The 23031-nt window shown below is 35.9% G+C and carries 23 protein-coding genes and 1 pseudogene (1 of these 24 cut by a window edge); 17 read left to right on the top strand and 7 right to left on the bottom strand.

The window, feature by feature from the left end; all coding sequences use genetic code 11:
* From gyrA to dnaA, 6 genes are all read right to left on the bottom strand, one after another.
* Positions 1 to 1696, bottom strand: partial view of a DNA gyrase subunit A gene (gene gyrA, locus BTOYO_RS13550; protein ID WP_001282862.1) — the 5' portion only. The gene continues 776 nt to the left of window position 1, outside the view; only the first 1696 of its 2472 coding nucleotides appear in the window; the start codon lies at positions 1694 to 1696; its stop codon lies off the left edge, out of view.
* A gap of 88 nt (positions 1697 to 1784) precedes the next feature.
* Positions 1785 to 3707, bottom strand: coding sequence for a DNA topoisomerase (ATP-hydrolyzing) subunit B (gene gyrB, locus BTOYO_RS13545; RefSeq protein WP_000435980.1), 1923 nt, complete (start codon positions 3705 to 3707; stop codon positions 1785 to 1787).
* A gap of 39 nt (positions 3708 to 3746) precedes the next feature.
* A complete protein-coding gene (gene recF, locus BTOYO_RS13540; protein WP_000470741.1) occupies positions 3747 to 4874 on the bottom strand; it encodes a DNA replication/repair protein RecF in 1128 nt (375 codons plus the stop codon).
* Between the two features lie 12 nt (positions 4875 to 4886).
* Positions 4887 to 5099, bottom strand: coding sequence for a S4 domain-containing protein YaaA (yaaA, locus tag BTOYO_RS13535; protein ID WP_000821369.1), 213 nt, complete (start codon positions 5097 to 5099; stop codon positions 4887 to 4889).
* A gap of 127 nt (positions 5100 to 5226) precedes the next feature.
* Positions 5227 to 6372 carry a DNA polymerase III subunit beta gene (dnaN, locus tag BTOYO_RS13530; protein WP_001212897.1) on the bottom strand — a complete coding sequence of 382 codons (1146 nt, stop codon included), beginning with the start codon at positions 6370 to 6372 and terminating at the stop codon, positions 5227 to 5229.
* Positions 6373 to 6550: 178 nt separating this feature from the next.
* Complete coding sequence (dnaA, locus tag BTOYO_RS13525) at positions 6551 to 7891, bottom strand: chromosomal replication initiator protein DnaA (protein ID WP_000428014.1); 1341 nt, start codon at positions 7889 to 7891, stop codon at positions 6551 to 6553.
* A 564-nt stretch (positions 7892 to 8455) separates the two neighbouring features.
* Between dnaA and rpmH the strand changes: the two genes are divergently transcribed.
* The 10 genes and pseudogenes from rpmH to spo0J all read left to right on the top strand — a co-directional run bounded on the left by rpmH (position 8456) and on the right by spo0J (position 17498).
* Complete coding sequence (rpmH, locus tag BTOYO_RS13520) at positions 8456 to 8590, top strand: 50S ribosomal protein L34 (protein WP_000831901.1); 135 nt, start codon at positions 8456 to 8458, stop codon at positions 8588 to 8590.
* A 76-nt stretch (positions 8591 to 8666) separates the two neighbouring features.
* Complete coding sequence (gene rnpA / locus BTOYO_RS13515) at positions 8667 to 9014, top strand: ribonuclease P protein component (protein ID WP_000728890.1); 348 nt, start codon at positions 8667 to 8669, stop codon at positions 9012 to 9014.
* Positions 9015 to 9066: 52 nt separating this feature from the next.
* Entirely contained in the window at positions 9067 to 9834 is a 768-nt protein-coding gene (spoIIIJ, locus tag BTOYO_RS13510) for a YidC family membrane integrase SpoIIIJ (RefSeq protein ID WP_000727742.1), read from the top strand.
* Positions 9831 to 10447 (top strand): annotated as a pseudogene (gene jag, locus BTOYO_RS13505) (RNA-binding cell elongation regulator Jag/EloR). Before spoIIIJ ends, jag begins: the two are co-directional and overlap by 4 nt.
* Before the next feature lie 225 nt (positions 10448 to 10672).
* The gene (gene mnmE / locus BTOYO_RS13500; protein WP_000393771.1) at positions 10673 to 12049 is read left to right on the top strand and encodes a tRNA uridine-5-carboxymethylaminomethyl(34) synthesis GTPase MnmE; all 1377 of its coding nucleotides are present in this window, start codon (positions 10673 to 10675) and stop codon (positions 12047 to 12049) included.
* A gap of 46 nt (positions 12050 to 12095) precedes the next feature.
* On the top strand, positions 12096 to 13985 hold the full coding sequence (gene mnmG, locus BTOYO_RS13495) for a tRNA uridine-5-carboxymethylaminomethyl(34) synthesis enzyme MnmG (protein WP_000541048.1): 1890 nt from the start codon (positions 12096 to 12098) through the stop codon (positions 13983 to 13985).
* Positions 13986 to 14006: 21 nt separating this feature from the next.
* On the top strand, positions 14007 to 14726 hold the full coding sequence (gene rsmG, locus BTOYO_RS13490; protein WP_001019628.1) for a 16S rRNA (guanine(527)-N(7))-methyltransferase RsmG: 720 nt from the start codon (positions 14007 to 14009) through the stop codon (positions 14724 to 14726).
* Between the two features lie 105 nt (positions 14727 to 14831).
* The gene (gene noc / locus BTOYO_RS13485; RefSeq protein ID WP_000799019.1) at positions 14832 to 15704 is read left to right on the top strand and encodes a nucleoid occlusion protein; all 873 of its coding nucleotides are present in this window, start codon (positions 14832 to 14834) and stop codon (positions 15702 to 15704) included.
* 188 nt (positions 15705 to 15892) lie between these two features.
* A complete protein-coding gene (soj, locus tag BTOYO_RS13480; protein WP_000516116.1) occupies positions 15893 to 16654 on the top strand; it encodes a sporulation initiation inhibitor protein Soj in 762 nt (253 codons plus the stop codon).
* On the top strand, positions 16647 to 17498 hold the full coding sequence (gene spo0J, locus BTOYO_RS13475) for a stage 0 sporulation protein Spo0J (protein ID WP_001051819.1): 852 nt from the start codon (positions 16647 to 16649) through the stop codon (positions 17496 to 17498). The genes soj and spo0J overlap by 8 nt, the downstream gene beginning before the upstream one ends.
* Before the next feature lie 20 nt (positions 17499 to 17518).
* Here the strand turns inward: spo0J and yyaC are convergent, their stop codons facing one another.
* Complete coding sequence (gene yyaC / locus BTOYO_RS13470) at positions 17519 to 18115, bottom strand: spore protease YyaC (protein WP_001020736.1); 597 nt, start codon at positions 18113 to 18115, stop codon at positions 17519 to 17521.
* A 259-nt stretch (positions 18116 to 18374) separates the two neighbouring features.
* Between yyaC and BTOYO_RS13465 the strand changes: the two genes are divergently transcribed.
* The 7 genes from BTOYO_RS13465 to BTOYO_RS13435 all read left to right on the top strand — a co-directional run bounded on the left by BTOYO_RS13465 (position 18375) and on the right by BTOYO_RS13435 (position 23013).
* Positions 18375 to 19256 (top strand): mechanosensitive ion channel family protein, encoded by an 882-nt coding sequence (locus BTOYO_RS13465; RefSeq protein WP_000365117.1) that lies wholly within the window; start codon positions 18375 to 18377, stop codon positions 19254 to 19256.
* A gap of 59 nt (positions 19257 to 19315) precedes the next feature.
* Positions 19316 to 19474, top strand: a complete 159-nt coding sequence (locus tag BTOYO_RS13460; RefSeq protein ID WP_153580223.1) for a DUF951 domain-containing protein — start codon at positions 19316 to 19318, stop codon at positions 19472 to 19474.
* A 114-nt stretch (positions 19475 to 19588) separates the two neighbouring features.
* Entirely contained in the window at positions 19589 to 20689 is a 1101-nt protein-coding gene (gene ychF, locus BTOYO_RS13455; protein WP_000524664.1) for a redox-regulated ATPase YchF, read from the top strand.
* A 191-nt stretch (positions 20690 to 20880) separates the two neighbouring features.
* Positions 20881 to 21171: a 30S ribosomal protein S6 gene (rpsF, locus tag BTOYO_RS13450; RefSeq protein WP_001233781.1), complete on the top strand. Its 291-nt coding sequence runs from the start codon at positions 20881 to 20883 to the stop codon at positions 21169 to 21171.
* Positions 21172 to 21197: 26 nt separating this feature from the next.
* Positions 21198 to 21719, top strand: a complete 522-nt coding sequence (gene ssb / locus BTOYO_RS13445; RefSeq protein ID WP_000981965.1) for a single-stranded DNA-binding protein — start codon at positions 21198 to 21200, stop codon at positions 21717 to 21719.
* A 44-nt stretch (positions 21720 to 21763) separates the two neighbouring features.
* Positions 21764 to 21997: a 30S ribosomal protein S18 gene (rpsR, locus tag BTOYO_RS13440; protein WP_000918874.1), complete on the top strand. Its 234-nt coding sequence runs from the start codon at positions 21764 to 21766 to the stop codon at positions 21995 to 21997.
* A gap of 80 nt (positions 21998 to 22077) precedes the next feature.
* On the top strand, positions 22078 to 23013 hold the full coding sequence (locus BTOYO_RS13435; protein WP_000814850.1) for a YybS family protein: 936 nt from the start codon (positions 22078 to 22080) through the stop codon (positions 23011 to 23013).
* Positions 23014 to 23031: the final 18 nt, after the last annotated feature.

Raw genomic sequence — 23031 nt, 5'->3', positions numbered from 1 at the left:
TACCCTTGTTTGTAAAGAATAAAATATGATCATGAGTGGACGTTGTTAATAAATGTTCAACAAAGTCATCATCATTCGTACCCATTCCTTGTACACCACGTCCCCCGCGGTTCTGTGTTTTGTACGTAGAAGCTGGCAACCTCTTAATATAACCGTTATGAGTTAACGTAATCGCAATGTTTTGCTCAGGAATTAAATCTTCATCTTCAATAAATTCCATACCGCCAATTGTAATTTCTGTTCGTCTCTTATCATTGAAACGTTCTTTTACTTCTGTTAATTCTTCACGAATAATCTCAAGAACTTTCTCTTCATCTGCTAAAATCGCTTTTAATTCAGCAATTAACTTCATTAAGTCTTGATATTCTTGCTCGATTTTTTCACGTTCTAATCCAGTTAAGCGTTGCAGACGCATGTCTAAAATCGCTTGCGCTTGTTTCTCACTTAAACCGAAACGTTCCATTAAGCCCTGCTTTGCAATATCTGCCGTTTTTGAACTACGAATTAACGTAATAACTTCATCAAGATGATCTAAAGCAATTCGTAATCCTTCTAAAATATGAGCACGTGCCTCTGCTTTTTCTAATTCATAAGCAGTACGTCTACGGATTACTACCTTCTGGTGCTCCAAATAATGATATAAGTTTTGTTTTAAATTTAGTACTTGAGGCTCTCCATTTACAAGAGATAACATATTAATACCAAAACTTGTTTGAAGCGCTGTATGTTTATATAAATTATTTAATAGTACATTAGCATTAGCATCACGACGTACTTCCATAACGATACGCATACCATTACGATCTGATTCATCACGTAAATCTGTAATACCTTCAATTTTCTTATCGCGAACTAATTCTGCGATTTTTTCAATTAATCGTGCCTTATTAACTTGATAAGGTAGTTCCGTTACGATAATAGATTGTTTACCGTTTGACTTCTCTTCAATTTCAACCTTAGCACGAAGCATAATAGAACCGCGACCTGTTTCGTAAGCTCTTCGAATTCCACTTCGCCCTAAAATTAAACCTGCCGTCGGAAAGTCTGGCCCAGGAATATATTCCATCAATTCCGCGATAGTAATATCAGGGTTATGACTTAATGCCAGCACACCATCAATTACTTCGCCAAGCTGATGCGGCGGGATATTTGTTGCCATACCAACAGCAATACCTGTCGTACCGTTTACTAATAAATTAGGGAAACGCGCTGGTAATACAATCGGCTCTCTTTCCGAACCATCGTAGTTATCTTGATAATCAATTGTATTTTTTGAAATATCACGTATTAATTCCATAGAAATCTTAGACATTCTTGCCTCTGTATAACGCATTGCCGCTGCTGAATCTCCATCTACAGAACCGAAGTTACCATGCCCATCAACAAGCATATAACGTTGACTGAAATCTTGCGCCATACGTACCATCGTTTCATAAACAGCTGAATCACCGTGGGGGTGATACTTACCAATTACTTCACCAACAATACGTGCTGATTTCTTATACGCTTTATCAGCTGTAATTCCTAAATCATTCATCGCATATAAAACCCTACGATGCACAGGTTTTAATCCATCACGAACATCTGGTAATGCACGAGATACGATAACACTCATTGCGTAATCTAAAAATGAGGTACGCATTTCATGACTAATATTAATTTCTCGAATTCGTGCTTGTTGTTGATTGTCTGACATCAACGAGCACCTCCTCTTACATTTCCGTTACACATACATTGATTTATATGTAGAAGACAGGAATACTTAGATTCCTGTCATTACTCATTTAAATATCAAGGTTTTTCACGTATTTTGCATTCTCTTGGATAAAGTTACGACGTGGTTCCACTTTATCACCCATTAAAATTTCAAACGTTTCGTCTGCTTCTATTGCATCTTGAAGAGAAACTTGAAGTAACGAACGTACTTCTGGATCCATTGTCGTCTCCCATAGCTGAGTTGGATTCATTTCTCCAAGACCTTTATAACGTTGAATTCCTGGTTTCGGCTGGGCTGGTAGCTCAGCTAATATCTTTTCAAGTTCTTTATCGTTATAAGCATATTGAATTTTTTTACCTTGTTGTACTTTAAACAAAGGTGGCTGCGCAATATATATATAGCCACACTCAATGATTTGACGCATATAACGATAGAAGAACGTTAATAATAGGGTACGAATATGCGCACCATCAACATCGGCATCGGTCATAATAATAACTTTATGATAGCGTGCTTTTTCAATATCGAAGTCTCCACCGATATTTGTACCGATCGCCGTAATAATTGTACGAACTTCATCATTTGATAAAATTTTATCTAAGCGTGCTTTTTCAACATTAATAATTTTACCTTTCAGCGGTAAAATCGCTTGGAAATGACGATCGCGTCCTTGTTTTGCAGATCCACCCGCAGAGTCACCCTCTACGATATAAATTTCACTAATTGCGGGATCTTTAGAAGAACAGTCTGCCAATTTCCCTGGTAAACTTGAAACTTCTAAAGCACTCTTTCGGCGAGTTAGCTCACGAGCCTTTTTAGCTGCTACACGCGCACGCGCTGCCATCGTTCCTTTATCTACAACTTTACGTGCAACATTGGGATTTTCCAGTAAGAACTTTTCAAAAGCCTCTGAGAATACTGACTCCGTAATCGTTCTCGCTTCACTATTTCCAAGTTTCGTCTTCGTTTGCCCTTCGAATTGTGGATTTGGATGTTTAATTGACACGATTGCTGTTAAACCTTCACGAACATCTTCACCAGTTAAATTACTATCCGCATCTTTTAAAATGTTATTTTTACGGCCATAATCGTTAATCACACGTGTTAGGGCAGTTTTAAATCCTACCTCATGTGTACCACCTTCATACGTATGAATATTATTTGTAAATGAGTAAATATGATTTGTATATCCTTCGTTATATTGAAGCGCAACTTCAACTTGAATACCATCTTTTGAACCCTCTACATATACAGGCTCTTCATGAATTGGTTGTTTTGAACGATTTAAATGTTCAACATATGATTTAATTCCACCTTCATAGTGGAACTCTTTCTTTTGTTTATGTTCACGTTTATCTTCAATTGTTAATTTAATATTACGATTTAAAAACGCCAACTCACGCATACGAGTCGCTAGCGTATCAAATTCATATTCTGTCGTCTCTTTAAAAATTTCTGGATCCGGTTTAAAGCGAGTTATTGTTCCAGTTTTATCTGTATCACCGATGACTTTTAAATCTGCAACCGGAATACCTCTTTCGTATTTTTGGTAATGAATTTTACCGTCACGATGTACAAATACTTCTAGTTCTGTTGACAAGGCATTTACAACAGATGCACCAACACCATGCAAACCACCAGAAACCTTATAACCGCCACCGCCAAATTTACCACCAGCGTGGAGGACAGTCATAATAACCTCAACTGCAGGACGTCCCATTTTTTCTTGTATACCAACTGGGATACCACGGCCATTATCCGTTACAAGAATACTATTATCTTCTTCAATACTAACGTTAATTTCATCGCAATATCCTGCTAATGCTTCATCGATACTATTATCAACAATTTCCCATACAAGGTGGTGAAGTCCTTTCCCACTCGTAGATCCAATATACATACCTGGACGTTTCCGAACTGCCTCTAGTCCTTCAAGTACCTGTATCTGACTTTCATCATATGCATTTTCTTGCATTTGTTTTTGTTCCATTGACACAAAGATCACCTACTTTTCCATTTAAACAGGGGTTTATGCCCTATCTATTTCACAATCTACCGTGCCGTTCGTTACATGAATTGTTTTCGCATCTTTCAATGTTTCGTGTTCAATTCCGTCGACACTCGTCGTTGTAACAAATGTTTGCACCTTTCCTTGAATTGTATTTAACAGATGTGATTGACGATAATCGTCTAATTCTGATAAAACATCATCCAGCAAAAGGATTGGATATTCTTTAACCTCTGAATAAATCAATTCAATTTCAGCTAATTTTAGGGATAGTGCAGTCGTTCGTTGTTGTCCTTGCGAACCAAAGACTTGAACATTTTTACTATTAACGAAGAATTGTAAATCATCACGATGAGGACCAATTAAAGTCGTACCACGGAAAATTTCACGTTGTTTCACAGATTGAAAACTTTCATAGTATACTTCTTTTATTTTCGACAAATCCATTGATTCTGATACATCTACACTTGGTTTATAAATAATTTCTAATTCTTCTAATCCACGGCTTATACCACGATGAATTGGGGCTGCCCATTCTTGCAGTAAATGTAAAAAATCAAAACGCTTTTGCAATATTTTTGCACCGTGTTCAATCAGTTGCAGTGTAAATACATCCAACATCGTTTCCTCATTTTTACTATTCCCTTGCATTTTTTTTAGCAAGTGGTTTCGTTGCGTGAGCACTTTTTGATATTGACTTAATTCATACAAATAAACAGGAGCTATTTGTCCTAATTCCATATCTAAAAAGCGTCTTCTTACTTGAGGGCTTCCTTTTACAAGATTTAAATCTTCTGGGGCAAACATGACAACATTCATTTCGCCAATATATTGACTCAACTTTTGTTGTTCAAGTTGATTTAATTTTGCCTTTTTACCTTTTTTCGAAATATTTAATTCTAAAGACAAAGAACTATTTCTCTTTTGTAATTTCCCTTTAATTTGACCGAAATCTTCATCCCAACGGATAAGCTCGCGGTCATTGGAGGTTCTATGAGATTTCGCCATCGCTAACACATAAATAGCTTCCATCAAATTTGTTTTCCCTTGCGCATTTTCGCCGATAATTACATTCACTTTATCTTCAAAGGAAAGCTCTAATTTTTCATAATTGCGATAGTTTTTTAATTGTATTTCTGAAATAAACAAAGGGCTCCCCCTTTATGCCTGAACTTGGAAAGTTCCGCTACCCGGAATTTCAATAATATCGTTCGCATATAACTTGCGACCTCTTCTGTTTTCAAGTTCTTGATTCACGTACACTTCATATTCTTGTAAAAACCATTTTACAGCGCCACCTGTATCGATTACATCAGCTAACTTTAAAAATTGTCCTAGTGTAATATACTCTGTTGAAATTTTAATACGTTTCATAAAATCGCTCACTTTCTCAAAGTGTTCATTCTTTCATTGTACTAAATAAACTAGCATTAGGAAAGTAATACCCCAAAATCAAATAAGGGCTACTAGCATCTTTAAACTAGCAACCCTTATTTTCTATCTAGTAAGTACGAACTGGTAAAATTAATTGAGTAATTGAATCATCATTTACTGTACGAATTAAGAATGGTCTCATTGCCCCAGTAAAGCTAATCTTAATCTCTGTACTATCTAAAGCTTTTAATGCATCCATCATATATTTTGCACTAAAAGATATTTTTAATTCTTCTCCATCTACGTTTTCACATTGAACTTCTTCCACTACTTTTCCGATTTCCGGAGAATTAGAAGAGATTTCCAACATTTTTTGTTCTAACGTTGATAATTTTACAACATTATTGCGGCCGTCCCTTGCTAATAGTGAAGCACGATCAATAGCCTGTAGAAATTCTTTTGTATTCACAAAAATATCCGTCTTACTCTCTGCTGGAATTAGACGTGTTGTATCAGGATAATTTCCTTCTAACAATCTTGAGAAGAATAATAAATGTTTTGTACGGAATAATACTTGATACTCCGTAATAACGATATCTACCATTTCTTCCGACTCATCTAGAATTTTACTTAATTCATTTAGGCTCTTACCTGGAATTACAACATTTGCTTGAAACGCATCTGCAATATTATATCCTTCGATTTTTGCTTTTCGAAGTGCTAGTCTGTGACTATCTGTTGCAATACAAATTAATTCGCTGTTATATACCTTCCAGTTTACACCTGTCAAGATCGGTCTTGTTTCCGAAGTAGAAACTGCAAATACAGTTTGTCTAATCATATGTTTAAGTAAGTCTGTTGGAATCTTAAAAACATGATGTTCTTCAATCTGTGGTAATAATGGATATTCAGCAGAATCTAAACCATTTAAGTTAAACTCTGATTTTCCAGATTTTATTTTTGTCATAAAATGATTTTCCACAGAAATTTCGACAGTGTCTTTCGGTAGTTTTTTTACGATCTCACTAAAATATTTTGCTTGTAAAACAATACTTCCTGATTGTCCTATTTCTACAATCTCTTTTCCGTCCTCTTCGACGGGAATAAAGGATTCAATAGAGATGTTTGCATCGCTTCCTGTTAATGTAACCCCTTCTTCAGTAGCGACAACTTTAATTCCTGTAAGAATTGGAATTGTTGTACGAGAAGAAACAGCCTTCATTACATCCTGTACACTTCTTACAAGATAGTCTTTTTGTATTGTAAAACGCATAAAGAAAAACCTCCGGTAAGTATAAGATTTTATTTAATTAATAAAGATAAAAAATAGTAGTAATAGTAATAGGGCTTGTGGATATGTGGATAACCCCGTTGAAAGATGTAAAAACAGTCTATCTACATGTGGATAGACTGTGCGTAAAACAAGGAGAGTTATTCACACTATTCAGCTACTACTTTAAAATATCATTAATTTCTTCGACTTGTTTTTGCAATTGCGTATCCGTTTTTAGTAGCTTAGAAATTTTTTCATGGGCATGGATAACGGTTGTATGGTCACGTCCACCAAATTCTTCACCTATTTTAGGTAAAGAGGAATCTGTAAGTTCGCGTGATAAATACATTGCAATTTGACGAGGAAACGCAACTGATTTTGTACGCTTTTTCGCTTTAAAATCTTCTAATTTTACTTGGTAAACGCCCCCGACAGCTTTTTGGATATCATAAATAGAAATAATTTTTGGTTTAGAATTTGGAATAATATCTTTAAGTGCTTCAGCTGCTAAATCAGCATTAATATCTTTGTTAATTAAAGATGAATAAGCTACAACTCGGATGAGCGCACCTTCTAATTCACGAATGTTTGAATCGATTTGATTTGCGATATACAGCATAACCTCGTTTGGTATATCAAGTCCTTCAGCTTTTGCTTTTTTACGTAAAATCGCAATTCGCGTCTCTAAATCTGGTGGCGTAATGTCCGTAATGAGTCCCCATTCAAAGCGAGAACGAAGACGATCTTCTAAAGTTGGAATTTCTTTTGGTGGCCGATCACTTGAAATTACAATTTGTTTGCTTTCTTCGTGTAATGCATTAAATGTATGGAAAAACTCTTCTTGAGTTTGTTCTTTTCCAGCAAGAAATTGAATATCATCTATCAATAAAACATCTACATTGCGATATTTATTACGAAAATCGACTGCTTTATTATCACGAATAGAGTTAATGAATTCATTTGTAAATTTTTCGGATGATAAATATACAACTTTCGCGTTTGGATTGTGTTCAATTACATAATGACCGATCGCATGCATTAAATGCGTCTTTCCAAGCCCAACGCCCCCGTAAATAAAGAGAGGATTATATGCTTTAGCTGGAGCCTCAGCTACAGCTAATGAAGCAGCATGGGCAAAACGGTTACCAGAGCCAATAACAAATGTATCAAATGTATATTTTGGATTTAACATGCTCTGTGGTAAATGAGTAGAATCATCTTGTGCTCGATTTTTTTTTATAGGAGGAAGATCGATATCCTCTTCAGCTTGACTTTGGGGAATAATAAAGCGAATAGCCAATTTTGCCCCTGTTAAATCATAAAGTGTTTCCGAAATGAGTTCTGAGTAATGAGATTCTAGCCAATCACGAGCAAATTCATTTGGAGCTGTAATCGTTAATACGTCTTTCTTTAAGTTATGTGCTGTTGTTGACTTCAACCACGTTTCATAACTAGGTTTACTGACCTTTTTTTCAAGTTCTTTTAAGGCACTATTCCATAAATCAGAGATGTTTTCCAAAGGTGTCCCTCCTTTACTAAGATGGTAAAAGAATAAGGTTGCGCAACAAATGTACAACCCAATAAATAGTGAATGTATATTTATACGAAACGTCTTTTAAAACCTAAAAACGTCGTTTGTATATGAGATAGGGTTTTCGACAAAAAAAGCAAATGTGGACAACTATTTACCCACATGTGATTAAAACTGTCCACATGTTATACACAAATTGTGGATAAAATAAACATGTGGGAAACTTATTCAAAGTGAAAACACAACTATAATATCAAAAAAAAGTAGCTATAGCAATGAAATTAAGAAAGTTATCCACAAAATCAATACCTTGTGGAATAAACTTGTCCACAATACGATATACTGTGTAAAAGTAAGAAAAAAGTTTGTGGATATAAAAAACATAAAAAAACATTTATCCACAAGGAAATATAAGAACTGTGAAAAAGAATGTGAACAGGTTCAAAATGAATATTTGATGAAAATTTCGAGAACCATTGACATTTTCCTAGTTGATTAACTATAATTTATAAGACTGTCTTTAACAGATATTCCTCAGGGAGGTGTCATATAATGAAAAGAACTTACCAACCAAATAAACGTAAGCGCAGCAAAGTACATGGTTTCCGCAGCCGTATGAGCACAGCGAACGGACGTAAAGTGCTAGCAGCTCGTCGTCGTAAAGGAAGAAAAGTATTATCTGCGTAGACCACTGATCGTTCAGTGGTCTTTTTTTCTAATAATAGTGAATTTCCGCTGATGAAATACAGGAGTGTCAATTGATATGAAGAAAAAAAATCGTATAAAGAAGAATGATGAATTCCAGGAGGTTTTTCAAAAAGGAAAATCAAATGCGAACCGTCAGTTTGTTGTATACCAACTAAATAAAGAAGAACAGCCAAATTTTCGCATCGGTCTTTCTGTTAGCAAGAAGATAGGAAACGCAGTAGTTCGTAATCGAATTAAGCGTATGATCCGTCAGTCCATTACAGAATTGAAAGATGAGATAGATTCTGGAAAAGATTTTGTTATAATAGCAAGGAAGCCTTGTGCAGAGATGACATATGAAGAAGTAAAGAAAAGCTTAATTCATGTCTTTAAACGCTCTGGTATGAAAAAAATAAAAAAGTAGCGTAAGGAAATGAATTACACTATATACATACCGATACAAGGAGGAGTAGGCTTTGAAAAAGAAATTAGGTTTACTAGCCATGGTTGTTGCGTTAATGGCAATTACTGCTGGCTGTAGTGAAGTAAATCAGCCAATTACACCGAAAAGCACTGGGATTTGGAATGAATATTTTGTATATCCACTATCTCAGTTAATTACGTATTTTGCTGAATTATTCGGTAAGAATTATGGTTTAGCAATCGTCGTTACAACTCTTATCATTCGTTTTGCATTATTACCACTAATGATCAAACAAACGAAGAGTACGAAAGCAATGCAAGCATTACAACCAGAAATGGTGAAGTTAAAAGAAAAACATAGCTCTAAAGATCAAGCAACACAGCAAAAATTACAACAAGAAATGATGCAGTTATATCAAAAAAATGGTATAAATCCATTAGCCGGTTGTTTACCAATATTTGTTCAGATGCCTATTTTATTCGCATTTTATCATGCGATTATGAGAACATCAGAAATTAGTAAACATACATTTTTATGGTTTGATTTAGGACAGGCAGACCCTTACTATATCTTACCGGTTGTTGCAGCGATTACGACATTTATTCAGCAAAAGCTTGCAATGGCAGGAACTGCTGGTCAAAATCCACAAATGGCAATGATGATTTGGCTTATGCCGATTATGATTTTAATCTTTGCAATTAACTTCCCAGCGGCATTATCACTTTACTGGGTTGTTGGTAATATCTTTGGTATCGCTCAAATGTACTTTATCAAAGGGCCAGAAATTAAGGCTAGTAAGGCTGGAGGAGCAGGTAAGTGAGTGTAATTACTGCTAAAGGACAAACAGTCGAGCTGGCAGTAGAAGATGCTTTAAGGCAATTAAACACTTCAAAAGATCAAGTTGATATAAATATTATCGATGAGGGTAAAAGGGGATTCCTAGGCTTATTTGGGAATCGTCCTGCAGTAGTAGAAGTTGTATTGAAGAAAGATCCCATTCAAGAATGTGAAGAGTATTTAAAAAATGTTATTCGCAACATGGGTGTGGAAGTCGAGATTAGTAAAATTGTAAAGGGACGCGAAGTTGAATTTACAATTTCTGGTGATAATGTAGGTGTTTTAATTGGAAAAAGAGGTAATACGTTGAACTCTTTACAGTATTTGACAAAACTTGTCGCGAATCGCCATACGAAACAGTATATTGGTATCACACTAGATGCTGAAAATTATCGTAGTAAAAGAAAAAGTACGTTAGAATCGCTTTCTTATCGATTAGCAAAACAAGTGTCTAAAACGAAAAAAGAGTTGTTTTAGAGCCGATGCCATCTTTTGAACGAAAAATTATCCATCAAGCATTATCTAATCATCAAGATATCAATACAACTTCTGAAGGAAATGAACCACATCGGCATGTTGTAATATCTTCCAAATGACCGGTTACTCAAATGAGTGCCGGTTTTTTTGAGGGGAAAACAGATGTGGATAACTAAAAACACTAAACTTATCCACTGTGAATAAGTTTAGTGTTTTTTACATGAGGACATAATAAAATGAGTTATTATTCTTTTGTAGATAGGTTCGTTATGGTATTCTAATAATTTAGTGAAGAAAATAATCGTGTTGAAATAGAGATAAATAAGCAAGTGAGGTGAAAGGACATGGAATTTGATACAATTGCTGCGATTTCCACAGCGCTTGGAGAGGGCGCAATTGCCATTGTTCGAGTAAGTGGGGATGATGCGGTTGAAAAAGTTAATCGTATTTTTAAAGGGAAGGACTTAACAGAGGTTCCTTCTCACACAATTCATTATGGTCATATTGTTGATTTAGATACAAATCAAGTTATTGAAGAAGTTATGGTGTCTATTATGCGTGCACCAAGAACTTTTACACGCGAAAATATAGTAGAAATTAACTGCCACGGTGGACTTGTTTCGGTAAATAAAGTATTGCAGCTTATTTTAGCGCAAGGAGTACGATTAGCAGAGCCTGGTGAATTTACAAAACGTGCTTTTTTAAATGGTCGTATTGATTTATCACAAGCAGAAGCTGTCATGGACTTAATCCGTGCAAAAACAGATCGTGCAATGAACGTAGCGATTAATCAAATGGAGGGGCGATTATCTAAATTAATTGGCCGCCTGCGTCAGGACATATTAGAAACGCTAGCTCATGTTGAGGTAAACATAGATTACCCAGAATATGATGATGTGGAAGAGATGACACATAATATTTTAATTGAGAAAGCGACACATGTTCGTGCTGAAATTGCAAAAATATTAGAAACATCGAAGCAAGGGAAGATTTTACGTGAAGGTATTGCTACTGCAATCATCGGTAGACCTAACGTTGGGAAGTCATCGCTATTAAATAGTCTCGTTCAAGAGAAAAAGGCAATTGTAACTGATATTGCAGGAACAACTCGTGATGTTATTGAAGAGTACGTTAATGTGCGTGGTGTACCACTTAAACTTATAGACACAGCCGGGATTCGTGAAACGGAAGATGTTGTTGAACGAATTGGGGTAGAACGTTCAAAAGAAATGATGAGCCAAGCAGATTTAGTGTTAATTGTCGTAAATTATAGTGAGGCTTTAACAAATGAAGATGAAGATTTATTCCGTGCGGTACAAGGAAAAGATTTCATTGTTATTGTGAATAAGACGGATTTACCGCAAGGAATTGATATGGAACGTGTTGCAGAATTGGCTGCGGGAAATCGTGTTATTACAACATCCTTAATCGAGGAGCAAGGAATAGATGAGCTTGAACAGGCGATAGCTGAGCTATTCTTTGAAGGAACAATTGATTCTGCAGATATGACATATGTTTCTAACGCAAGGCATATCGGACTATTAACACAAGCAGAAAAGACAATTGGAGATGCAATTGAGGCAATAGAAAATGGTGTTCCGATTGATATGGTACAAATTGATTTAACGAGAACGTGGGAAATACTTGGTGAAATTACTGGTGATACTGTCCATGAAAGCTTAATTGACCAGTTGTTCTCTCAATTTTGTTTAGGAAAATAATATGGCGATGTTTCAGAAAGATAGAGATTATTAGGAGGAATAAATAATGGGATACAATGCCGGTTCATACGATGTTATAGTAATCGGTGCAGGTCATGCAGGATGTGAAGCTGGTCTTGCGGCAGCACGAATGGGCTCCAAAACATTAATGTTAACAATTAATTTAGATATGGTAGCGTTTATGCCATGTAACCCTTCTGTTGGTGGACCAGCAAAAGGGATTGTTGTTCGTGAAATTGATGCATTAGGCGGAGAAATGGGACGCAATATTGATAAAACGCATATTCAAATGCGTATGTTAAATACAGGTAAAGGACCAGCTGTACGTGCACTTCGAGCACAAGCAGATAAGTTCTCTTACCAACATGAATTAAAGAAAACAATTGAAGAAACACCAAATTTAACTTTGTTCCAAGGAATGGTAGAGCGTTTAATCGTTGAAGATGGCGTATGTAAAGGGGTAATTACGCAAGCGGGTGCTGAATATACAGCAAAAACAGTCGTAATTACAACTGGAACATTTTTACGTGGTGAGATTATTATGGGTGATTTAAAATATTCGAGCGGTCCAAATAATCAGCAACCATCTATTACATTATCTGAGCATTTAGAGGAGCTTGGATTTGATCTTGTTAGATTTAAAACAGGTACACCTCCTCGTGTAAACAGCAATACAATTGACTACAGTAAAACAGAAATTCAACCGGGTGATGATAAACCACGTGCGTTCTCTTTTGAAACGACGAAATTTATTATGGATCAAATTCCATGTTGGTTGACATATACAAGTACGGAAACACATCGTTTAATAGATGAAAATTTACATCGTTCAGCTATGTATTCTGGTATGATTAAAGGAACAGGACCTAGATACTGTCCTTCTATTGAAGATAAAGTAGTAAGATTTAATGATAAACCACGTCATCAAATTTTCTTAGAGCCAGAGGGACGCAATACGCAAGAAGTATACGTACAAGGTCTATCTACAAGCTTACCAGAAGATGTACAGCGTGACATGCTTAGAACAATCCCGGGGCTGGAAAATGTCGAAATGATGCGTACAGGTTATGCAATTGAGTATGATGCAATTGTGCCAACGCAATTATGGCCAACACTTGAAACGAAAAACATTAAAAATTTATATACAGCAGGACAAATTAACGGAACTTCTGGTTACGAAGAAGCGGCAGGACAAGGGCTTATGGCTGGAATTAATGCGGCATGTCGATCTTTAGGTAAAAAAGAAGTTATTTTAGGGCGCGAGGATGCTTATATTGGTGTCTTAATTGATGATCTTGTAACGAAAGGTACAAATGAACCATATCGTTTATTAACATCTCGTGCAGAGTACCGTCTATTATTACGCCACGATAATGCGGATCTTCGTTTAACTGAAGTTGGTCGTGAAATCGGATTAATTAAAGAAGAGCGCTATGAGCGATTTACAAATAAAAAGTTACAAATTGAACAGGAAAAGGAACGTTTAGGTAGCATTATTATTAAACCACGTCCTGAAGTTCAAGAATTAATTCGTAGCATTGGTGGAAGTGAATTGAAAGACGGAATACGTGCAAGTGACTTATTACGTCGTCCAGAGATGACATATGAGCATATTCATCTTTTAGTACCAAGCGAAGTAGAATTAAGTGATGAAGTTACGGAACAAGTTGAAATTCAGACTAAGTACGAAGGATATATTGAAAAATCATTACAGCAAGTAGAGCGTATGAAGAAAATGGAAAATAAAAAAATCCCTGTGGATATTGATTATGATGCAATTTCTAGCCTTGCTTCAGAAGCTAGACAGAAATTGAAAGATGTTCGTCCACTTTCAATGGGGCAGGCTTCACGTATTTCCGGCGTAAATCCAGCAGATATTTCCATTTTACTTGTGTATATTGAACAAGGAAAAATTGCGCGCGTATCGAACCAATAAATAGTAAGGAGCTATCGCTAGATGAACATAGAACAATTTCAATCTATGCTAGAAGAGAAGGGTATTACCCTCTCTTCTAGGCAGTTAGAGCAGTTCAAAATCTACTTTGAAACATTAGTAGAGTGGAATGAAAAAATGAACTTAACGGCTATTACGGAAAAAGAAGAAGTATACTTAAAACACTTTTTTGATTCTATTACAGCTGCTTTTTATTATGATTTTTCAAAACCATTCTCAATTTGTGATGTTGGTGCAGGGGCTGGATTCCCAAGTATTCCTTTAAAAATCTGTTTCCCGCACTTAAAAGTAACAATTGTAGACTCATTGCAAAAACGTATTAATTTCTTAAATCATTTAGCACAAAAGCTAGAATTAAGTGACGTTGCATTTTGTCACGATCGTGCTGAAACATTTGGGAAAAAAGAAGGTGTACGTGAATCGTATGATATTGTAATGGCACGTGCAGTTGCGCGTCTTTCTGTATTAAGTGAGCTATGTTTACCACTTGTAAAAGTCGGAGGAACATTCATTGCGATGAAGGGTGCAGCAGCAAACGAAGAAATTGAAAATGGCAAGTATGCTTTAGAGGTGCTTGGCGGAGAGTTAAAAGAGATGTCTACGTTCCAATTACCGTTTGAAGAAAGTGAACGTAATATTTTATTAATCGAGAAAAAGCGCAAGACACCAAAGAAATATCCACGCAAACCGGGAACACCCAATAAATTACCTATTGAAAAATAAATCTTATTAGACGTAAGATTAAATTATATAAATGAAAACGTAAATGTTTCATAGGAAACATTTTATGTAGAATAGTCAATAGGCCTAAAAGGTGGTGGAATATGTATGAAAAATACGTTTTCTCGTTTATTTGGCTTTGGAGATAAAGAGAGCGAATTCGAATTACAAGACGAAAGCCATGAAGAAATAGATAAAAAGGTATATGAAGAAATACAAGAAATTCCGATCGTAAATATTACTCCTAATCGTTATCAACCACGAACGGTTTTTGACGATGCACGTATCGACGAGTTGGCATTAACGATTCGTACACACGGGCTCATTCAGCCGATTGTTGTGAGGCAGTATGAGGATGATAAGTACGAGATTATTGCTGGAGAAAGACGTTTTCGCGCAGCAACGAAGTTAGGCTGGGAAAAGGTCCCTGCGATCATAAAGAACTTAAATGATACAGAGACGGCTTCTGTAGCGTTAATTGAAAATTTGCAACGTGAGGAATTAACAGCAATCGAGGAAGCTGTGGCATATCAAAAGCTGATTGAGTTACATAATTTAACGCAAGAAGCATTGGCACAACGACTTGGAAAAGGACAATCTACAATCGCAAATAAGTTGCGATTGTTAAAGTTGCCTGAAGAAATAAAAAGTGCATTGTTAGAAAAAAGTATTACAGAACGTCATGCTCGTGCTCTCATTCCTTTAAAAAATGAGGAATTACAACTGAAAGTTTTACAAGAAATTGTGGAAAAACAACTCAATGTAAAACAAACAGAGGAACGAATCGCGAAATTACTAGAAGAAGTAAAACCGAAGCGCAAGGCGAAGCAAAAAGCAGTAAGCCGAGACGCGAGAATTGCTATGAATACAATTAGGCAATCATTACAAATGGTGGCTGACAGTGGTTTAAATGTTAATTCTGAGGAAGAAGAATTTGATGAGTACTATCAAATTACGATTAAAGTTCCGAAGAAAAAATAATAATGATGTGTTAGAGACCTTATCCTACTGGAGAGGTCTCTTTTGCTATATTTTCTTGTTAATGAAGAAGGAGTTTAGAAATAAATTTTGAAGTTTAATAAGGACGGAAAAGAAAAACTTTTATTTCATGTTACAATAAACGTAATTGTTACTAGAATAAGATAGAAAGGTTGAAAGTAGGTGACATCATGGGAAAAATCATTGCTATTGCTAATCAAAAAGGCGGTGTTGGAAAAACAACAACATCTGTTAATTTAGGGGCTGGATTGGCGCAAGTAGGTAAGAAAGTCCTTCTCGTAGATATTGATGCTCAAGGAAATGCAACGACTGGTGTGGGAATTGAAAAGTCAGAATTAGACCAATGTATTTACAATGTTCTTGTGGAAGATGCAGATGTTCAGGGAGTTATACGGAAAACCGCAACTGAAAACTTAGATGTTCTACCCGCTACAATTCAATTGGCTGGTGCTGAAATTGAATTGGTACCGACTATTTCCCGGGAAGTACGTTTGCAAAGGGCATTACAGCCAGTTCGTGATGAATATGATTACATTATTATCGACTGTCCCCCGTCTTTAGGGTTATTAACGATTAATGCATTAACAGCAGCAGATTCTGTTATTATTCCTGTTCAGTGTGAATATTACGCACTCGAAGGATTAAGTCAGCTATTAAATACAGTTCGACTTGTACAAAAACATTTAAATAAAGATCTAGCAATTCAAGGTGTATTGTTAACAATGCTAGATGCCCGTACAAATTTAGGGATTCAAGTTATAGATGAAGTGAAGAAATACTTTAGGGATAAAGTATACCGTTCCATTATTCCACGTAATGTTCGCTTAAGTGAGGCACCAAGTCATGGGAAACCGATTATGCAGTATGACGCTAAATCAAGAGGGGCAGAAGTATATATAGATTTAGCAGAGGAAGTGATTGCAGGTGGCTAAAGGTTTAGGAAGAGGGATTAATGTGTTTTTTCCTGATTTAGATGTGAAAGAAGAAGAAACGATTCAGGAGATTATCGTAACTGAATTAAGGCCGAATCCATACCAACCGCGTAAGCACTTTAATAAAGCTGCGATTGAGGAATTAGCGGCTTCTATTAAAGAACACGGCATATTACAACCGTTAATTGCTAGAAAGAGTATTAAAGGATATGAAATTGTTGCAGGTGAAAGAAGATATCGTGCTGCCAAAGAGGCTGGACTTGAAAAGGTACCTGCCGTTGTAAGGCAATTAAACGAGCAGCAAATGATGGAATTTGCTTTGTTAGAAAACTTACAACGAGAAGATTTAAATCCGATGGAAGAGGCAATGGCATACCAGATGTTAATGAATGAGCTAAATGTAACGCAAGAACAATTAGCGAAACGTCTTGGTAAAAGTAGACCTTACATTGCAAACTATACTCGGTTATTAAGCCTCCCTTCTTTCGTACAAGATATGATTGCAAATGGTCAACTTTCAATGGCTCATGGGAGAACTTTACTTACAATCAAAGATGAAGAACAATTGAAGTCCTTATTGAAACGCATTGAAAAAGAAGGATTAAATGTTCGTCAATTAGAGAAAATCGTCCAAGAGATTAATCAACACGTTTCACGTGAAACAAAACAAGTGAAAAAAGAGCGAAATATATTTTTCGTAGAACGTGAAACGTTCTTAAGAGAAAAGTTTGGCACAGATGTGAAAATTAAAGAGACGAAAAAAGAAAAAGGTAAAATCGAAATTGAATTTTTTAATAAAGAAGATTTAAATCGTATTTTAGAATTATTATCACATAAAAATTAAAAAGCAAACCATCTTATTATTTATAGATGGTTTGCTTTTTTTAATGCAGATAATTTTTGATCCGTCTCTTTTATACTTTGTGCGATTACATCGGCCATTTTCATCACTAAACTTAATCTCGTATTTTGAAGAACAAAAAACTCCATAAAACCATTTAAATTGACGATGCCGTGTATATGCAAATCACCAACTGCAGGTAATTTCTTATTCATCGCAGCACCAGGTTTACTAGGTCCTTTTCCAGTAGTAATTGAACCGATATTTTGAGACTTTCCTAAACATGCATCAACGGCAATTATAAAGGAAGTAGGATTTTCTTTCTGTATATTTTGAATTTTCTCTTCTAGATTCAGTGCATGCACTGGTTCATCTAGTGTGCCGAACACTTGGAAGTTTTTGATTTCTACTTGTTCTAGCTTAGTGCCAACTAATGGGCCGAGTGCATCACCGGTGGAACGATCTGTTCCGATACAAACGAGAATAAGTGGTATATTAGTTTGAATAGGAATATGGGAAAGCAAGAAGTTACTGATTGTCTCGGAGGCTTCTAAGTCTTGGTGCATAACATTTTGAGTTTCTTTTTCGAAAAAAGGTAAGCGAAAACTTCCAATATTCATGAAGCACCCATCCTTTTAATAAATTTTCAAAATATGTTATATGGCGAATAAAATGGAAAACTATAAGTGCGTACTTTTTGCAAAATGTAAATGAAAACGGAAATAATAGTACTAGTATATATATATTCGTTCCATTTTATACCTGGATAGAAGTTAACAAATGCAATTAAAGTTATAAATTTTTTCAGCAATCAGAGAGACTTCTGATACAATAAGAAGAATAACTAAAAAGAAATTTTGGCTGGAGAGGTAGAGATACATGGATTTATTAACGAAGTGGTTTAATTCTACGAAACAGTATTTATTGGATGCTGATCGTTGGGCTCATATTGGAGTTGCGACATTAAAAATATGTATTATTTTAACAATTGGTGCAGTTGTTGTGCGAGTTGCAAGAGCGGTTGTACGAAATGCGTTTCGCATGGGGAGCCGTTCTCCAATCCAAATTTCAGAACGTCGTACAGTTACGGTAGCGAAATTACTTGAAAATATTGTAGCATACGTTGTTATGTTCATTATGCTAATTGCGATTTTAGGTGTGTTTAATATTAATGCATCAGGTTTATTAGCGGGTGCCGGGGTAATTGGTTTAGCAGTCGGATTTGGTGCTCAAAGTTTAGTGAAAGACGTTATTACAGGTTTATTTATTTTGCTAGAAGATCAGTTTTCAGTTGGCGATTATGTTAAAATCGGTCAATTTGAAGGAGTCGTTTTAGAAATTGGACTTCGTACAACGAAAGTAAAGAGTTGGACAGGTGAAATTCATACTTTACCAAACGGAAGTATTGTTCAAGTTACTAACTACTCAGTTAGTAATAGTGTAGCATTTGTTGATGTATCTATTTCATATGAGGCTGACATTGCGAAAGCAGAGCAAGTTATTGAGGATTTATTAATAGAGTTACCTGCACAATACGAAAAAATGGTAACGACGCCTCAATTATTAGGTGTGCAAACATTAGCTGCATCAGAAGTTATATTACGCGTTATTGCTGAAGTAGAACCGATGCAACATGCAGTTATTGCAAGAGCACTTCGTAAAGAGATTAAAAATCGTCTAGATTTACATGGAATTGAAATTCCATATCCACGTATGGTTTTATATAATCGTGAAGAACTGGTTAGTGGAAAAGCACTTTAGTATCGAGAGGGGTTTGGAGAGTGGAGCAAAAGGAATATAACTTGTACGACGTTGTGGAAATGAAGAAAGCCCACCCATGTGGTGAGAATCGTTGGAAAATTATTCGTATGGGAATGGATATCCGCATTAAGTGCGAGGGATGTGACCATTCAGTAATGATTCCTCGAAGAGAGTTTGATCGTAAGGTGAAAAAAATACTTGTGAAGCACGAAGAATAGAGAAAAAGTAACAGTTGCAGTAGGTGGCTGTTGCTTTTTTCGTTTGGAGGAAACTTGTCATTTTTTTCGTTACTATCTATAATGATGAAAGATTGAGACATAGGAGTGAAAAATATGGGATTAACGGCTGGGATTGTTGGATTACCTAACGTAGGGAAGTCCACTTTATTTAATGCAATTACACAAGCAGGAGCAGAATCTGCGAACTATCCATTCTGTACAATTGATCCAAACGTAGGAATTGTAGAAGTACCAGATGAGCGTTTAAATAAATTAACGGAATTAGTAGAACCGAAAAAGACTGTTCCGACTGTATTTGAGTTTACTGATATTGCAGGTATCGTAAAAGGTGCAAGTAAGGGCGAAGGGTTAGGAAATAAATTCTTATCTCACATTCGCCAAGTAGATGCAATTTGCCAAGTTGTTCGTTGTTTTGAAGACGAAAATATTACGCACGTTTCAGGAAAAGTAGATCCAATTGATGATATTGAAACAATCAACTTAGAGCTAATCTTAGCAGACTTAGAGTCTGTTGATAAACGTATCGAGCGTGTTGCGAAATTAGCAAGACAAAAAGATAAAGAAGCAGTATATGAGCATGAAATTTTAGTGCGTTTAAAAGAAGCTTTCGAAGAGGGGAAACCAGCTCGTACTGTTGAATTTACAGAAGAGCAAATGAAGATTGTTAAAGGCCTTCATTTACTTACAACGAAAGAAATGCTATACGTAGCAAACGTAAGTGAAGATGATATTATGGATCCTTCTGAAAATAAATACGTACAAATGGTAAAAGAATTTGCAGCAAATGAAAATTCACAAGTAATTGTTGTATGTGCAAAAATTGAATCAGAAATCGCTGAGTTAGATGAGGAAGAGAAAAAAGTATTCCTGGAAGAACTAGGCATTGAAGAATCTGGTTTAGATCAGTTAATCCGTGCTGCATATGACTTATTAGGACTTGCTACTTACTTCACAGCTGGTGTGCAAGAAGTGCGTGCATGGACGTTTAAACAAGGTATGAAAGCACCACAATGTGCGGGCGTAATTCATACAGACTTTGAGCGTGGATTTATTCGCGCAGAAACAGTTTCTTATGATGATTTAATGACAAACGGTTCTATGACAGCTGCAAAAGAAGCTGGAAAAGTACGTTTAGAAGGAAAAGAGTATATCGTAAAAGACGGAGATGTTATGCACTTCCGTTTTAACGTTTAATTTAATATTTCCTAGGAAAAATAAAGATATGAACTTGGCAAATATATTATGTGTTTGCCAAGTTTTTTACGTATTGGTGAGTTGATTCATATAACTTACTATGATATAATCTAAACTCGTGAGTAATTACTATAAATTAATTGCTCCTTGCCCATTATGGGCCGTTTAGACCAAAAGGAGGTGAAAGTGTAATGAGAAAGTACGAAATTATGTACATCATTCGTCCTGGCGTTGAAGAAGAAGCTCAAAAAGCTTTAGTTGAACGTTTTGCAGGTGTTTTAACAAACAATGGTGCAGAAATCATTAACACGAAAGAGTGGGGTAAGCGTCGTTTAGCTTACGAAATCAACGACTTACGTGAAGGTTTCTACATGATCTTAAACGTGAACTCTAACGCAGAAGCGATTAACGAATTCGACCGTTTAGCTAAGATCAACGAAGATATCCTTCGTCATATCGTTGTTAAAGAAGAAGAAAAATAATTGATATATAAGGGAGAGTGGTTCGATTGATGAATCGTGTTATCCTCGTTGGTCGTTTAACTAAGGACCCTGACTTACGTTACACGCCCAATGGTGTTGCAGTAGCTACTTTTACGTTAGCTGTGAATCGCGCATTTGCGAATCAACAAGGTGAGCGTGAAGCTGACTTTATTAATTGTGTAATATGGCGTAAACAAGCAGAAAACGTGGCAAATTATTTGAAAAAAGGTAGCTTAGCAGGCGTAGACGGACGTCTTCAAACTCGTAATTACGATGGACAAGATGGTAAACGTGTATATGTAACAGAAGTTCTTGCGGAGAGCGTACAATTTTTAGAGCCGCGTAATGGCGGTGGGGAGCAACGTGGTTCATTCAATCAGCAACCATCAGGAGCTGGTTTCGGTAACCAAAGCTCTAACCCATTTGGTCAATCTAGTAATTCAGGCAACTCAGGTAACACTGGAAACTCTGGATTTACGAAGAATGACGATCCATTTTCGAATGTTGGTCAACCGATTGACATTTCGGACGACGATTTACCATTTTAATGGTATGAATCGGCTATTTTTAACAAAGAATGGAGGGAATAGACATGGCAGGACGCAAAGGTGGACGTGCGAAACGTCGTAAGGTGTGTTTCTTCACATCTAACGGCATCACTCGCATTGACTATAAAGATGTTGATTTATTAAAACGTTTCGTTTCTGAACGTGGTAAAATTTTACCTCGTCGTGTAACAGGAACAAGCGCAAAATACCAACGCAAACTTACAGTTGCAATTAAACGTGCTCGTCAAATGGCACTTTTACCATATGTTGGTGAATAATAGCGTATGAAATGCACAGTAGAGTCGGACTCTACTGTGCATTTTGCTATGCTTTTCTTTTTTGAAAGAGAGGTTAAATCATGAAACAAACAAAATTTATTACTGAAGGCGCAGCGTTATTAGCTATATACGCGATATTATTGCTTGTGTCTTTATACGTTCCGGTTTTAGGTACAGTTGTAACTTTCGCATTACCATTACCGTTTATATTGTTTACGATAAAATATAGGTTATCCAATGCTTTTATAATTTTTACAGCTGCGCTTTTTATTACCGTTATTGTGAGCCAGCCCTTGAATCTAGTGAAGACAATAATGTTTGGATTGATAGGGATTGTTTTAGGATCCATGTATAAAAAAAGAAAAAAGCCAATAGAGATCTTGATGGCAGGAACCCTTGCATATTTAATTGGTTTTGTGCTCATTTATGTTGCAAGTATAAAGTTTTTTAACATAGATTTAATGAAGCAAATACAAAATATGTTTAATGAAAGTATGGCGCAAAGTGAAAAGATGGTAAGCGCTGCAGGTATGCCAATTAGTAAAGAACAAAAAGAGTTATTTGGACAATTCAATGAGATATTACAAACACTATTCCCGAGTTTACTTGTAATGGTTTCTGTTTGTTTTTCTTGGATTACAGTGCTCCTATCGGGTAGTGTCTTGAGGAAGTTAAAGTATGACGTTATATCTTGGCCTAAATTTAAAGATATACAATTGCCAAAGAGCATTGTCTGGTATTACGTTATATTTATTTTGTTAGCAACTTTTATAAAGGTAGAACCAGCATCATATTTATATATGGTATTTTCCAACCTATATGTCATATTTGCACTATTGCTCGTACTGCAAGGTCTGACATTTATCACCTTTTTAGCGCATAGAAAAGGATTTACTAAAGGTGTTCCTATTATTAGTTTTATTGTATGCATGTTTATTCCGATGATGTTTCCTCTTGTAACAATCTTAGGTATAATTGACTTAGGGATTTCATTGCGTTCTAAAATAGGGGGATAAAATAATATTCCTTATACT

Source organism: Bacillus toyonensis BCT-7112 (assembly GCF_000496285.1).
GTDB classification, from domain to species: Bacteria; Bacillota; Bacilli; order Bacillales; family Bacillaceae_G; genus Bacillus_A; species Bacillus_A toyonensis.
The sequence above is the reverse complement of the archived record's forward strand: the minus strand, read 5'-3'. Positions and strand labels throughout refer to the sequence as shown.

What these genes read in the sequence shown, in the direction of transcription:
- rnpA (WP_000728890.1), top strand. Translation starts at nt 8,667, where the DNA reads ATGAAGAAAAAAAATCGTATAAAGAAGAATGATGAATTCCAGGAGGTT.
- rpmH (WP_000831901.1), top strand. Translation starts at nt 8,456, where the DNA reads ATGAAAAGAACTTACCAACCAAATAAACGTAAGCGCAGCAAAGTACAT.
- soj (WP_000516116.1), top strand. Translation starts at nt 15,893, where the DNA reads ATGGGAAAAATCATTGCTATTGCTAATCAAAAAGGCGGTGTTGGAAAA.
- BTOYO_RS13460 (WP_153580223.1), top strand. Translation starts at nt 19,316, where the DNA reads ATGAAGAAAGCCCACCCATGTGGTGAGAATCGTTGGAAAATTATTCGT.
- rsmG (WP_001019628.1), top strand. Translation starts at nt 14,007, where the DNA reads ATGAACATAGAACAATTTCAATCTATGCTAGAAGAGAAGGGTATTACC.
- gyrB (WP_000435980.1), bottom strand. Translation starts at nt 3,707, where the DNA reads ATGGAACAAAAACAAATGCAAGAAAATGCATATGATGAAAGTCAGATA.
- yyaC (WP_001020736.1), bottom strand. Translation starts at nt 18,115, where the DNA reads ATGAATATTGGAAGTTTTCGCTTACCTTTTTTCGAAAAAGAAACTCAA.
- noc (WP_000799019.1), top strand. Translation starts at nt 14,832, where the DNA reads ATGAAAAATACGTTTTCTCGTTTATTTGGCTTTGGAGATAAAGAGAGC.
- rpsR (WP_000918874.1), top strand. Translation starts at nt 21,764, where the DNA reads ATGGCAGGACGCAAAGGTGGACGTGCGAAACGTCGTAAGGTGTGTTTC.
- yaaA (WP_000821369.1), bottom strand. Translation starts at nt 5,099, where the DNA reads ATGAAACGTATTAAAATTTCAACAGAGTATATTACACTAGGACAATTT.
- mnmG (WP_000541048.1), top strand. Translation starts at nt 12,096, where the DNA reads ATGGGATACAATGCCGGTTCATACGATGTTATAGTAATCGGTGCAGGT.
- BTOYO_RS13435 (WP_000814850.1), top strand. Translation starts at nt 22,078, where the DNA reads ATGAAACAAACAAAATTTATTACTGAAGGCGCAGCGTTATTAGCTATA.
- BTOYO_RS13465 (WP_000365117.1), top strand. Translation starts at nt 18,375, where the DNA reads ATGGATTTATTAACGAAGTGGTTTAATTCTACGAAACAGTATTTATTG.
- dnaN (WP_001212897.1), bottom strand. Translation starts at nt 6,372, where the DNA reads ATGCGTTTTACAATACAAAAAGACTATCTTGTAAGAAGTGTACAGGAT.
- rpsF (WP_001233781.1), top strand. Translation starts at nt 20,881, where the DNA reads ATGAGAAAGTACGAAATTATGTACATCATTCGTCCTGGCGTTGAAGAA.
- ychF (WP_000524664.1), top strand. Translation starts at nt 19,589, where the DNA reads ATGGGATTAACGGCTGGGATTGTTGGATTACCTAACGTAGGGAAGTCC.
- mnmE (WP_000393771.1), top strand. Translation starts at nt 10,673, where the DNA reads ATGGAATTTGATACAATTGCTGCGATTTCCACAGCGCTTGGAGAGGGC.